Here is a 12,375-nt window from a genome sequence, read left to right on the forward strand (position 1 = left end):
CCTTTAGCCATCAAAGCGGCCAGAACACAAGGATCGCGGGGATCGAGACCGCGATGATCAGGATTTCCAGCGGCAGCCCCATGCGCCAGTAATCACCAAAACGGTATCCTCCGGGACCAAGCACCAGCGTATTGTTCTTGTGCCCAATGGGCGTCAGAAACGCGGCAGACGCCGCAACGGCCACCGTCATCAGAAACGGATCGGGCGACACCTCAAGCGTGCGCGCCATCTGAATGCCAACCGGGGCGGCGACAATGGCGGTGGCTGTGTTGTTCAACACATCGGACAGGGTCATCGTCACGACCATCAGTACGGTCAGGATTGCCCAGGCGGGCAGGCCGTTGGTCAGCTGAATCAAGGCGTTGGCGATCAACTCGGTTCCGCCCGAGGTTTCAAGCGCGCTGCCCAATGGGATCATTGACCCCAGCAATACAACCACCGGCCATTCGATGTGGTTGTAGATATCCGCAATCGGCATGATCTTGGTCAGCACATAGGCGACGACCACGAACCCCAGTGCGATCGGCAGATAGATCAGCCCGATACTGGCCGCCAACACGGCTGCGGCAAACAGGCCGATGGCAAGCCAGGCTTTATCATTCGCGGTTACATTCAAGCCGCGCTCGGCCAGGGGCAGGCAGCCGAGCCACTCGGTGACATCGGGTGCTCGGTCGCGCGGGCACAGCAGCAATAAGATGTCGCCGGGCTCGACCTCGGTTTTGCGAACCTGACTGGTGATCCGGCGCCCTTGGCGTGAAATGCCCATCAGGACTGTACTCTGTCGCCAGGCCAGTCCTAACGCCTGCGCAGTTCGCCCAGTGATGCGCGCGCTTTCGGGGACAACGACTTCAACCACTTCCAGCCCTTCGCCTTCGGCAGTCAAAACCTCCTGCCGACGGGCGTCCGAGAAATCCAGATTGAGCGCGGCGCGGAACTCATCCAGCGCTTCGGGGCGTGCTTCCAGAACAAGCGCATCGCCTTCATGCAGGGTTGCGTGGGTTGATCGACCATAGCGTCGCTTTCCGTCCCGGATCAGGCCGATGATAGCGACGTCAGATTTCTCGGCGGCCTCATAAAGCTCACTGACCCGTTTCCCGATATGGGGCGATTCAGGCGGGATCGTCAGTTCGGCGATGTATTCGGCCAAAACTTCCGAGGTTTCTTCCTGCGCGCCGCGATTGGGAATGAGGCGCCAGCCGATCAGCGCGACGAACGCCAGCCCCGCAATTGCAGCCAATCCGCCCACCGGTGCGAAATCGAACATGTGAAACGGTTCGCCCAGTGTTTCAGCCCTGATCGAGGCGATGATGATATTTGGCGGCGTACCAATCAGCGTGGCCATCCCTCCCAGGATCGTCGCAAAGCTGAGCGGCATCAGGCTAAGGCCGACCGGGCGCCCCGCTTTGCGCGCGGTCTGGATATCGACTGGCATCAGTAGCGCCAGCGCCGCGACGTTGTTCATGAAGGCCGACAGGATCGCCCCGATGCCGCCCATTAGCGCGATATGCGCGCCCAATCCGCGCGATGCGTCGACCAGCGTGCGCGTGATCATGAACACTGCACCCGAGCGCACCAGACCGGCAGAAACCACCAGCACCAACGCCACGATGATCGTGGCCGGGTGCCCGAACCCGGCAAAGGCATTGTCAACGGGCACCACACCCAGCGTGACCGCGATCATCAAGGCGGTGAATGCTACAAGGTCATAGCGGAACCGCCCCCAGAGCAGCATTCCGAAAACGGCGATGAAAAGGGAAAAAAGAATGATCTGATCTGTCGTCATACCGCCACCATAGTCACGGGCGAAGACAGGGCAAGCCGCTCTCTTGATCCTTTGCCCCGCAAACGTCTATATGAGCGCCAAACACGCAATCACGATGACGAGGACGCACCATGGCAGGCCACTCCAAATGGGCCAATATCCAACACCGCAAGGGACGTCAGGACGCCGCGCGGTCCAAACTGTTTTCCAAGCTGTCGAAAGAGATCACGGTCGCCGCCAAGATGGGCGACCCCGATCCCGACAAGAACCCGCGCCTGCGTCTGGCGGTGAAAGAGGCCAAGTCGAATTCGGTGCCCAAGGACGTGATCGACCGTGCGATCAAGAAGTCCGTAGCAGGCGAGGGCGATGAATACGAAGAAATCCGGTATGAGGGCTATGGTCCCAACGGTGTGGCCGTGATTGTTGAAACGATGACCGATAATCGCAACCGTACCGCCTCGACTGTTCGTTCGACCTTTTCGAAGAATGGTGGAAACTTGGGTGAAACCGGCTCGGTCGGGTTCATGTTCGACCGCAAGGGCGAAGTTGTGTATCAGGCAGACGCAGGCGATGCGGATACGATTTTCGAAGCCGCGATCGAGGCCGGGGCAGAGGATGTCGAAAGCTCGGATGACGGTCACATCATCTGGTGTGCAGATACGGATCTGAACGATGTGTCGAACGCGCTGGAAGAGGCGCTGGGCGAATCCGAATCCACCAAGCTGGTCTGGAAGCCGACAACGACGACCGAGTTGGGTCTGGAAGACATGCAAAAGCTGATGAAACTGGTGGATGCATTGGAAGACGACGACGACGTTCAGCGCGTGACCACTAACTTCGAAGCGACCGACGAGGTTATGGCGCAGCTCTGATGTATCGGACAAACGCCAGATGAACCAAACCCGGCCCAGCGGCCGGGTTTTTCTGTTGCAGTTGCGCGTCTTACACAAGCCTTGGTCCTGAAGCCTCTTGCGATTAAACTCAGATCATTGAGGCTGAAGGACCTGAAAGGCAACCGTAGGCACATCATGCAGAGCATCGCAAATGGCGAGTAAATCGACTGATCCGGCCCGACGAAATGTCCCGGTTCTGGCTAGCCAAAGTATCCTTTCCCAAGTGGCGTGGACTTTGGGCAGCCCGTCTATCGTATTGCCATTCCTTGCGGTCTCGCTGGAGTTACCGATGTTCCTTGCCGGTGCATTGGTGTCGATCCGCATGGTTGGCAGCATGATCTCGGACGTGTTTTTCGCCCGCTCCATTGCTGCGCAGGCGCGGAAGAAACGCGGGATTGCCCTGACCGAGATCGGAATTGGCGGTTGCCTTCTGATGGCCCTTTTGATCGCGGCCACCGGCAGTGTCTCATTGACGGCCATTGCCTTTGTGATCGCCTTTTTCATGATTGGGCTTATTGAAGAAAGCCAATCCCTGATGCTGTCTGACTTGTTGGGCGATCATCTGAAATCGAAATCCCGGATGGTTATCCGTTATCTCCAATTGGGCGCGGGAGGTCTTTGTGCCATCGGCTTGGTGTTGCTGATACACGAGATCACGAAAGAGTACCCGCCATTCTCGCGGCATTCCGCGGTGATTGCGGCCTCGGTTGTGTTTTTCTTGTTTTCAGCATTATGCATTCTCGGCATGGCTGAGATCTCCCCCGATGAGTCCGGTAATGGAAAACCTAAAGGTGCAGGACGTCAATCGCTGCAGAACATCATCTCCGGCATCGTAAGTATGTTCGAACAGCCATGGTTCCGGCGCTATATGGCTCTACGGCTTCCTTTGGTTGTCGTGTCGCTGTCGGTTCCGTTTTTTGCGCTCATCGCTGCCGAGGCACATCACAACTCGGCCAAGGGTTTGACGGCCATGATCATCTCATCCGCGTCCGGCTATCTGGTCTCGGCACCCTTGTGGCAACTGGTGAACATGAAATCACACCGTACCGTGATGGTCGCGGGCAACTTGTTGGTCGCAGTGACAGGGATCGTTTTGTTGGCGTTCCACTATGCCGGTATCGATCACGAAGTTCACTTACACGCCATTGCCCTGTTTGTCGTCTCGGTGGCGACAACGGGAATTTCCAGCGCGCGCCAGCTTTATTTTTTAGACGTTGCGCCCAAGGAACAACGTATTCAGGGCGCAGCAGCCATCAAATCCATCTGCAGACTCGCTGCCGTTGCACTGTCTGCAATTTTGGCTGCGGTTGCACATATGCACGAGGTTGCAGCTGCCATCGTGTTTATCGTGCTGGCCAGCATCTGGGCGGCTTTTAGCTGTTACCGCATCGCGAAACCGCAAAAGGCTGCAGAGTCGCAGGCCTAATGTGCCGCCGGCGCGATCAGTTGCTGCGTTGCCGCGCGACGTACCGCTTGGGTCAAGGGTGCAAGGGCAGGGGCAAGGACACGCCCGATCTGCCAGGTCAGTTCGATATCGAGCGGCGCATCGGGGATTACTTCACAAATCTGCCCGTTTGCGATCGCTCTTCTTACAAGGCTTTCGGGGTTCATACCCCATCCTAAACCGGCGATTGCCGCGTCAACAAAGGCATTTGTGGACGGCAGAAAGTGAGACGGTGGCGAAAGACGGCTGCCTGTCTGGGCATATATCCAGGATTTCTGCAGATTATCTTTACGGTTGAAGGTCAAGCAGGGGGCCTGTGCCAGGGATTTGGCGGAAACCCCATCAGAAAACCACCGCTGCATGAAGCCGGGGCTCGCGGTCGGCAAATAGCGCAAAGTGCCCAACGCAATGGCATCGCATCCGGTAATGTTCTGACCACCCACCGTTATCGCCGCACTTACGTCGCCACGCCGCAGCCAGTCAGCCGAATGGTCCTGATCGTCAATTACAAGGTCGAACAGTATGTCTTCGGCGCGCGCCATCGCGTCGATAAACCATGTGGCCAGACTGTCAGCCGGTAGCGCGACGCGAACCCGTACCGGACCTTCACGCTGATCCAAAGTCAGCTCTCGCGCCAGCTTTGCCTCCAACAGGCCGATATCTTCGGCATGACGGGCGATCCGCAGACCCGCCGGAGTGCCGGTGCATGGGGTGCCGCGATGAATGAGGGCCGCACCAACACGATCCTCCAACGCCTTGATCCTCTGCGAAATAGCCGACGGGGTGACGGATAGCTCTGCGGCTGCGGCCTCAAAGCTGCCGTGTCGCAAGATCGCCGCCAATGCTGATAGCTGATGAGGGTCGAGGAGCATTAGAGTTACTTAATCTGGGTAATCATCATTAATTTGATAGATTCACACTGGCCATGTAGTCAACGAGCATCGACAGGAGGCTGCATGTTCCCATCAATGATTGCCGGGTTTGCCCTGAGTTTTAGCCTTATATTGGCGATAGGCGCTCAGAACGCCTTTGTTCTGCGCCAAGGCCTGCGGCGCGAGCACGTCTTTGCACTGTGCCTGACCTGCGCAGTGTCTGACGCGATACTGATCGGGGCGGGTGTTGCAGGGTTCGGCACCCTGGCTCAGGCCGCGCCATGGTTTGAAACGGTGATGCGCTATGGTGGGGCGGTGTTTCTGATTTGGTACGCCCTACGAAGTTTTGGGTCTGCCTGGCAAGGTGGGGCGGTGATGGATACCGCAACAGGGCAGCGCACCAGCCTGCGTGCGGCCATGCTGACCGTGCTGGCCTTCACTTGGCTCAACCCCCATGTATATCTGGATACGGTCGTATTGATCGGGTCGATATCGGCCCAATATTCAGATCGCATGGGGTTTGCGATAGGGGCTATGACTTCGAGTTTCGTTTTCTTCTTTTCGCTCGGCTACGGTGCCAGAGTGCTTTCACCGATTTTTGCACGCCCGCGCGCATGGCAGATTCTTGATTTTATCATCGGAATCGTGATGCTTATGATCGCGTTGAAACTTGTTATCATGTGAAGGGTTGTCCCGGATCAGAATTCGGTGTTCAACCGTTTGTATGACCTCACCTAATGATCAGCACCGCCCGCTTGTTGGCATGTTTTGGATGCTTGCGGCCGGGCTGTCCTTTGTGGGCATGAATGCGCTGGTGAAGGCGCTGGGAACCAGCATGAACCCCATTCAAGCGGCATTCTTGCGCTATGTCCTGGGGCTGGTGTTTCTTTTGCCCGCAATCCGGGCGATCCTCGGAACTCCATTGACCCCGCGCAATCTAACGCTGTTTGGACTACGCGGAATGGTCCACGCCATCGCCGTCATGCTTTGGTTTTTTGCGATGACGCGCATCCCCCTCGCCGAGGTGACCGCGATGAATTACATGACACCTATCTACGTCACGGTGGGTGCGGCACTGTTCTTGGGTGAAAAGCTAGCTTTTCGTCGTATCGCCGCGATTGGTGTTGCTGTGATTGGAGTAGTGATCATCCTGCGCCCGGGCTTTCGCGAGATTTTGCCCGGTCACATAGCGATGCTGGGGGCTGCACTAGCGCTTGGTGGTTCCTATCTGCTGGCCAAAGTCATGGTCCGTGATATCCGTCCCTCAGCCGTTGTTGCCCATCTTTCGATATGGGTCACCATCGCGCTTATCCCTTTCGCCGTCGCGGTTTGGGAGCCGCCCAGCCTGCGCGATCTTGGTATACTTTTCATCGTCGCCAGCTTTGCGACTGCGGGGCACTATTTCATGACGCTTGCATTGCAGGCTGCCCCGGTGGCCGTGACCCAGCCAGTAACGTTCCTGCAGCTGATCTGGGCCACTTTGCTCGGCGCTTTGGCCTTCCATGAACGCATCGACATCTGGGTAATCGCAGGAGGCACTCTGATCCTGGCTGCCGTCAGCTTCATCACCTGGCGTGAAGCCGTGCTGAGCCGTGGCGGCACACCGCCGCAAGGTTCTGAGACCCCACCGGCGAAACCAAGAACCGTTATTGATTGACGAGTCAATAAAAACCGCTTAGCCTTCCTTGCACTCAGGTATGGCGAAGAGGCGAAGATGCCAAAACTCGGAATGGAGCCGATCCGGCGGGACGCGATCGTCAAGGCGACGATCGCCGAGCTTGGCGCGCAAAAATCCCTTGATGTCACCGTTAGCCAGATCGCCAAACGCGCAGGTATGTCCAGTGCATTGGCGCATCATTACTTTGGGGGCAAAGAACAGATATTCCTAGCCGCGATGCGGCGTATCCTGACGGATTTTGGATCTGAAGCGCGTGCACAACTCAGCACGGCAGATCCGGAAGAGCGCGCACAGGCCATCATTCGTGCCTGTTTCGCGCCATCATGTTTCACACCGGATGTTATCGCAGCTTGGATGACTTTTTATGTTTTGGCGCAAACCAACGATGATGCGCTGAGGCTCTGGCAAATCTATCAGGCACGCATCCGCTCGAACCTGATCCATGCGTTGCGTCCACATATGAGTGACCCGAGCGAGGCTGCCGAAGGTATGATCGCGCTGATCGATGGGTTGTACATCCACTCTGCACTGAATTCCCCACAAGAGCCGCAGCGGGCAGTCACCCATGCGCTGCGGGTACTGAGAGTTTTCCTAGAGGCCGAAAAATGACAAAGCCGAATATTCTGATCCTGATGGTGGATCAGCTCAACGGGACCCTTTTCCCCGACGGTCCTGCAGAATGGTTGCATGCGCCGAACCTGAAGAAGCTGGCGGCAAGATCAACGCGTTTCGCAAATGCATACACTGCTTCGCCGCTCTGTGCTCCGGGACGTGCGAGCTTTATGTCGGGTCAACTGCCATCGCGTACTGGCGTCTATGACAACGCCGCCGAGTACAGCAGCGATATCCCGACCTATGCCCACCACCTTCGTCGTGCAGGATATTACACCTGCTTGTCCGGCAAGATGCACTTTGTTGGCCCAGACCAGTTGCACGGGTTCGAAGATCGTCTGACCACTGATATCTACCCGGCAGATTTCGGTTGGACGCCGGACTATCGTAAACCCGGTGAGCGCATCGACTGGTGGTATCACAATATGGGCTCGGTCACTGGGGCAGGCATTGCCGAGATTTCCAACCAGATGGAATATGATGACGAGGTCGCTTATAACGCCAAGGCCAAGCTATATGACCTTGCACGCGGCAAGGATGATCGCCCCTGGTGTGTGACCGTCAGCTTCACGCACCCACACGATCCTTACGTGGCGCGACGCAAGTACTGGGATCTGTATGAAGATTGTGAGCATCTTGAGCCACAGATCGCGGATCTGGGATATGACAATCAGGACCCGCATTCCAAACGTATTTTCGATGCCAATGATTGGCGCAGCTTCGACATAACGACCGAGGATATTCGCAAATCCCGTCGCGCCTATTTCGCCAATATCTCATATCTGGATGACAAGATAGGTGAGATACTGGAGGTTCTGGAAACGACGCGTCAAGAGGCGATCATACTGTTCGTGTCCGACCACGGCGACATGCTGGGTGAGCGCGGGTTGTGGTTCAAGATGACTTTCTTCGAAGGCTCTTCCCGCGTGCCGCTCATGATTTCGGCCCCCGATCTTCCAGTTGGTCGCATCGATACACCAGTTTCGACGATCGATGTGACACCGACGCTTGGTACGCTGGCGGGCGTCGATATGGCTGAAATCTCGCCTTGGACGGATGGTGAAGACCTTGTTCCCTTGGCAAAGGGCACAGACCGAACCGCGCCGGTTGCAATGGAATATGCCGCCGAGGCCTCATACGCTCCTTTAGTCTCTCTGCGCTATGGCAAATGGAAATACAATCGCTGTACATTGGACCCCGATCAACTGTTCGATCTCGAGGCTGATCCGCATGAGATGGAAAATCTCGCTGGCCTGCCCGAACATGCAGGCACCTTGCAAACACTGCGTGCTAAATCCGAGGCGCGATGGGATATGGATCGCTTTGACGCCGATGTGAGGGCCAGCCAAGCCCGGCGCTGGGTGGTTTATGAGGCATTACGGCAGGGTGGCTATTATCCTTGGGACTATCAGCCTCTTCAGAAAGCGTCTGAACGGTACATGCGCAATCATATGGACCTGAACGATGTCGAGGATAGCCAGCGTTATCCGCGTGGCGAGTAATCCTTTACATTTTTGAAATTGCACCCGTCGGAAGTGCGGAGATTTTTCGTCGAAAAATCTTGCCCCGAAGGTGAACGGAGACACGAATATGGAAGCAGATTTTGTCATTGTTGGCGCCGGTTCTGCTGGTTGCGCGATGGCTTACCGTCTGAGTGAGGCCGGAGCCTCGGTTCTGGTGATCGAGCATGGCGGCACTGACGCTGGACCCTTCATCCAAATGCCTGCCGCCCTAAGCTATCCGATGAATATGTCGCGATATGACTGGGGCTACAAATCCGAGCCCGAACCGCATCTGAACAATCGTCAACTTGCTTGCCCCAGAGGCAAGGTGATCGGAGGGTCTTCTTCGATCAATGGCATGGTCTATGTGCGCGGTCACGCGCGAGATTTTGACACCTGGGCCGAGATGGGCGCAGATGGATGGTCCTACGCAGATGTGCTGCCGTACTACAAACGCATGGAAACCTGGCATGATGGTGGCCATGGGGGTGATCACACCTGGAGAGGCACGGATGGACCTCTGCACGTGTCGCGAGGGCCTCGTGAAAATCCGCTGTTTAAGGCGTTCGTCGATGCAGGTCAGCAGGCTGGATATGAGGTCACTGGCGACTATAACGGTGAGAAACAAGAAGGTTTTGGGCCGATGGAGCAGACCGTCTGGAAAGGACGGCGCTGGTCGGCGGCGAATGCGTACCTTAGGCCAGCGCTCAAGCGGCAAAACTGCGAAATCATCCGGGGTCTTGCGGCGCGCGTGATTATTGAATCTGGGCGCGCATCCGGGGTCGAATTGATACGGGGTGGCAAACGGGAAGTGATCACAGCGCGGCGCGAGGTTGTATTGGCGGCTTCGTCTATCAATTCGCCTAAGTTGCTGATGCTTTCGGGGGTTGGACCCGCGGCGCACCTGGCTGAGCACGGTATCAAAGTGGTCGCCGACCGCCCTGGCGTCGGCGCCAATCTGCAGGACCACCTAGAGCTTTATATTCAGCAGGCCTCGATCCAGCCGATCACGCTTTACAAGCATTGGAACCTGATCAGCAAAGGAATGATCGGAGCGCAATGGCTGTTTACCAAAACAGGCCTTGGCGCATCGAACCAGTTTGAAAGCGCCGCCTTTGTGCGTTCGAAACCGGGTGTGGAATATCCTGACATACAATATCATTTTCTGCCGATGGCGGTTCGCTATGATGGGCAGGCGGCAGCCGAAGGGCACGGATTCCAGGCGCATGTGGGGCCAATGCGGTCGCCCTCGCGCGGCGCTGTGACTCTGCGATCCGCCAAAGCCGAAGACGCGCCGGTGATCCGGTTCAACTACATGAGCCATGACGCGGATTGGGAAGACTTCAGAACCTGCATTCGCTTGACCCGAGAGATCTTTGGACAGCAGGCGTTCAAACCCTTTGCCGGTAAAGAGATCCAACCGGGGGCGGAGGTTCAGTCGGACGAAGAGCTAGATGCCTTTATCGCCGAGCATGCCGAAAGCGCCTATCACCCTTGCGGGACTTGCCGCATGGGACGTGCGGATGACAAGGATGCCGTTGTCGACCCGCAGGGGCGTGTGATTGGGGTGGATGGATTGCGCGTCGCCGATAGCTCGATTTTCCCGCAAATCACCAATGGCAATCTGAACGCGCCGTCGATCATGGTGGGTGAAAAGATGTCGGACCATTTGCTGCAGAAAGACCCTCTGCCCAAAGCGAACGACCAACCCTGGATAAGTCCGAGATGGGCAACGGCACAGCGCTGACACATCCAAAACCCACGGCGTGCATTTATCCTGAAAGCTGGATGATTGCGCTCGGAATTTGATCGGCGTCAAAGCGGAGTGCGACAGTCATGTTTAGCCTTGGGATGTAACGCTGAAACAAGGAGCCAACTGGATGTCTCATACCCCGCATGAACTGGCTGAAGAGTTCCCCGACAAGCTCGAAGTGATGAGCCAGCTCAAGCAAACGGATGCGCATTTTGCCCGACTTGCGGATGAGTATCATGAGGTCAACCGCACCGTGCATCGGGCTGAAACCAACGTCGAACCGATGGAGGAATTGGCCGAGGTTGATTTGCGGAAGAAACGCGCGGCGCTCAAAGACGAGATCTGGGCGATCTTGTCAAAAAGCTGAGGATTAGGCGGGGGCTCTGCCCCCGGACTCGCAGGATATATATGGCCAGGCGAAGATCAGGTGACCTCATAAGGCAGGGTGCCGCGGCTATGGGCGTCGATGGTCAGGCGGCGCTCTAACGGTGGGACTGATCTTTGGTGGCAGGTTTGGCGCTCGCATATGCGACATGATATGCCGATGGGCTCGTAAGCGCTCGCGTTGTTTATGTCGAGATTATCGGCGTAGACCAATGCTTCGGCATGACGAACCTCACATCCCAAGGCGATGGCGTAGCGGCGGACAGGAGCACCGAACGAGCCCCCGGATTTTGAAACATCACGAGCCAATGAGATATAGCGGACGCCATCCGGTGTCTCGGCTAGCTGTTGCAGGAAATGACCCGGGGTCTCGAATGCCCGGTGGACATTCCAGAGTGGGCAGGCGCCGCCGAAGCGGGCGAATTGAAGCCGCGTGGCTGAATGTCGTTTAGTGATTGTGCCCGCCTGATCCACGCGGACGAAGAAGAAGGGAATTCCTTTTGCACCGGGGCGCTGTAGCGTGGACAGGCGGTGCGCCACCTGTTCAATCGACGCCCCGAACCGGTTGCTGAGCAGCTCCAAATCGTGCCGATAGTCCTGCGCTGCGGATAGGAAAGCGCCGTAAGGCATCAGCGAAGCCCCGGCAAAATAGTTGGCGAGGCCAATTTTGGCGATGGCGCGGGCCTCATCGCTTTGGAAACGGGCGAAATCTAGCGTTGCTTCAAGCAGCTTATCCTGACTGATCAACGCCACCTGCAGCAATAGTTGGAAGACCTGCGTTTGTGGTGCGGCGCGCGAGGAAAGGCGCAGGGTTTTGTCACCAGCATTGTAGCTGCGTAAGGTTTCTGTGTCGGCGAAAGTGACGTGAATGCCGCGTTCTGACAGGCTGTTCAGGGCGACTTGCCGAATATCGCTGGTTTCATCGGCACGGCTGGCGAAGCGTTCGGCGGCGCGGTCAACGGCGTCAATATAATTGTCGCAGTAGTGAAAGAAATCGCGCACCTCTTCCCAAGGGCTGGCCTGAATACGGGCATCCTCGCGGCCCAATGCCTCGTCGAGCGAGGCGAGGCGTTCATGGGTCTGGCGATAGGCGCGGTGTAACTCGATGAACGCGCGTGCAAGCGCGGGCGCATTTGAAGCGGTGAGCCTGAGATCAGCCAGAGGGGGCGCCGTTTCGGCGAACACCGGATCGGCCAGTGCTTCGCGCATGTCCGAAACCAATCGTTCGCTATCCCCTGTGCTGAGTTCGGTCACATCCATACCAAACTCTTGCGCCAGTGCCAGAACAACGGTTGTCGAGATCGGCCGGTTGTTATTCTCCATCTGGTTCAAATAGGGCAGTGAAACGCCCAGTTTTGCGGCGAAATCCTTCTGCGTGAGGGTCAGGCGTGTGCGCATTTCGCGCAGCTTGGCGCCAGCGTATAGTTTCTGAGTGGCCATGGCGGTTCTTTGCAGCTTTACTGAATCTGCAGGCT

General features: G+C 57.0%; 11 protein-coding genes. 8 read left to right on the forward strand and 3 right to left on the reverse strand.

What is annotated here, in order from left to right:
• Positions 1 to 10 precede the first annotated feature (10 nt).
• Positions 11 to 1,783, reverse strand: a complete 1,773-nt coding sequence (locus ACR0KC_RS13410) for an SLC13 family permease (RefSeq protein ID WP_170732952.1) — start codon at positions 1,781 to 1,783, stop codon at positions 11 to 13.
• Positions 1,784 to 1,893: 110 nt separating this feature from the next.
• Between ACR0KC_RS13410 and ACR0KC_RS13415 the strand changes: the two genes are divergently transcribed.
• Positions 1,894 to 2,634, forward strand: a complete 741-nt coding sequence (locus ACR0KC_RS13415) for a YebC/PmpR family DNA-binding transcriptional regulator (protein ID WP_170392173.1) — start codon at positions 1,894 to 1,896, stop codon at positions 2,632 to 2,634.
• 172 nt (positions 2,635 to 2,806) lie between these two features.
• Positions 2,807 to 4,081, forward strand: coding sequence for an MFS transporter (locus ACR0KC_RS13420; RefSeq protein WP_480771949.1), 1,275 nt, complete (start codon positions 2,807 to 2,809; stop codon positions 4,079 to 4,081).
• On the opposite strand, the gene ACR0KC_RS13425 is transcribed toward ACR0KC_RS13420, so the two are convergent.
• Positions 4,078 to 4,971 carry a LysR family transcriptional regulator ArgP gene (locus tag ACR0KC_RS13425; protein WP_170420738.1) on the reverse strand — a complete coding sequence of 298 codons (894 nt, stop codon included), beginning with the start codon at positions 4,969 to 4,971 and terminating at the stop codon, positions 4,078 to 4,080. The two genes, ACR0KC_RS13420 and ACR0KC_RS13425, sit on opposite strands and share 4 nt — an antisense overlap.
• A gap of 84 nt (positions 4,972 to 5,055) precedes the next feature.
• Between ACR0KC_RS13425 and ACR0KC_RS13430 the strand changes: the two genes are divergently transcribed.
• The 6 genes from ACR0KC_RS13430 to ACR0KC_RS13455 all read left to right on the forward strand — a co-directional run bounded on the left by ACR0KC_RS13430 (position 5,056) and on the right by ACR0KC_RS13455 (position 10,883).
• Positions 5,056 to 5,655 (forward strand): LysE/ArgO family amino acid transporter, encoded by a 600-nt coding sequence (locus tag ACR0KC_RS13430; RefSeq protein WP_170420740.1) that lies wholly within the window; start codon positions 5,056 to 5,058, stop codon positions 5,653 to 5,655.
• Positions 5,656 to 5,695: 40 nt separating this feature from the next.
• A complete protein-coding gene (locus ACR0KC_RS13435) occupies positions 5,696 to 6,628 on the forward strand; it encodes a DMT family transporter (RefSeq protein ID WP_480771950.1) in 933 nt (310 codons plus the stop codon).
• Positions 6,629 to 6,685: 57 nt separating this feature from the next.
• Positions 6,686 to 7,258, forward strand: coding sequence for a choline-binding transcriptional repressor BetI (betI, locus tag ACR0KC_RS13440; RefSeq protein ID WP_170392164.1), 573 nt, complete (start codon positions 6,686 to 6,688; stop codon positions 7,256 to 7,258).
• Positions 7,255 to 8,763 (forward strand): choline-sulfatase, encoded by a 1,509-nt coding sequence (betC, locus tag ACR0KC_RS13445; protein WP_480771951.1) that lies wholly within the window; start codon positions 7,255 to 7,257, stop codon positions 8,761 to 8,763. The genes betI and betC overlap by 4 nt, the downstream gene beginning before the upstream one ends.
• 88 nt (positions 8,764 to 8,851) lie before the next feature.
• A complete protein-coding gene (gene betA / locus ACR0KC_RS13450; protein ID WP_170647960.1) occupies positions 8,852 to 10,510 on the forward strand; it encodes a choline dehydrogenase in 1,659 nt (552 codons plus the stop codon).
• A 133-nt stretch (positions 10,511 to 10,643) separates the two neighbouring features.
• Positions 10,644 to 10,883 carry an HP1242/YdcH family protein gene (locus ACR0KC_RS13455; protein WP_170392158.1) on the forward strand — a complete coding sequence of 80 codons (240 nt, stop codon included), beginning with the start codon at positions 10,644 to 10,646 and terminating at the stop codon, positions 10,881 to 10,883.
• Positions 10,884 to 10,939: 56 nt separating this feature from the next.
• On the opposite strand, the gene ACR0KC_RS13460 is transcribed toward ACR0KC_RS13455, so the two are convergent.
• On the reverse strand, positions 10,940 to 12,340 hold the full coding sequence (locus ACR0KC_RS13460; protein ID WP_170392156.1) for a helix-turn-helix transcriptional regulator: 1,401 nt from the start codon (positions 12,338 to 12,340) through the stop codon (positions 10,940 to 10,942).
• Positions 12,341 to 12,375 lie beyond the last annotated feature (35 nt).

Source organism: Ruegeria sp. CF3 (assembly GCF_056537365.1).